Origin of the sequence: Microbacterium sp. K35 (assembly GCF_004794375.1) — a bacterium.
Classification (GTDB): domain Bacteria; phylum Actinomycetota; class Actinomycetes; order Actinomycetales; family Microbacteriaceae; genus Microbacterium; species Microbacterium sufflavum.
Window position 1 is genome coordinate 1 of the sequence record NZ_SSDM01000286.1, and the last position, 830, is coordinate 830.

2 protein-coding genes are annotated in these 830 nt (G+C 75.7%); both read right to left on the reverse strand.

Annotated features, from left to right (window positions below; translation table 11 throughout):
- The coding region (locus DW299_RS11195) for an SDR family NAD(P)-dependent oxidoreductase (protein WP_136036629.1) at positions 1 to 237 on the reverse strand (237 nt) is incomplete at its 3' end.
- 58 nt (positions 238 to 295) lie between these two features.
- On the reverse strand, positions 296 to 830 hold a 535-nt coding region (locus DW299_RS11200; RefSeq protein WP_136036630.1), incomplete at its 5' end, for an SDR family NAD(P)-dependent oxidoreductase.

Sequence of the window (830 nt, forward strand, 5' to 3'; positions counted from 1 at the left end):
CGCGAGCACCTCGGCGACCGCGGCCTTCGCGGAGGCGGTGTCGGCCGCATCCGCCACGATCGGCAGGGCGCCGACCGCCCGCTCGACCTCCTGCAGCGGTTCGGGACGGCGGCCGACCACGACCACGTGCGCGCCCTCGGCCGCGAAGCGCTCCGCGACGGCGGCACCGATGCCCGTGCCGCCTCCGGTGATGACGACGACGCGTCCGGAGACGCTCGATCCGACCACGGTTGCCATGTGTGCTCCTGTTGTGTGTTCTGGCGCGCGGGGCGCCGCGGGGCCGGACGCGGGTGCGTCAGGCGGGGAAACCCGAACGGGCGGTGAAGCCGAAGTCGCTCAGCAGGGTGGTGCCGTTGATCGCCCTGCTGCGCGGCGACACCAGGTAGGTCACGTGCGCCGCCACCTCCTCGGCGGTCTGCACGGGGAAGGCGGGGTCGTCGAAGGCGTCGGCGCCCAGGTCGCCGCGGCTCATCGGGGTGTCGACCACGGAGGGGGCGACCGCGTTGACCCGCACCCCGGTGCCGGCCAGGTCGACCGACAGCGCCCGGCCGAACTGCACCAGCGCGGCCTTCGAGGCGCAGTACGGCGCCATGCCGGGCGAGGCGACGACGGCCGAGTCGCTCGCGAGCAGCACGACCGAGGCCGAGCGGGCGGCCCTCAGCGTCGGCAGGGCGTGCTTGAGCACGAGGAACGCGCCGGTCACGTTGACGGCGAGCACGCGGTTCCAGTCGGCGAGCGCGGTGTCCTCGACCGCGGTGCCGACGGGGCCGGAGACCCCGGCGCAGCACACGACCGCGTCGAGCCCGCCGAGCGCCGCGACTCCGGCCGCG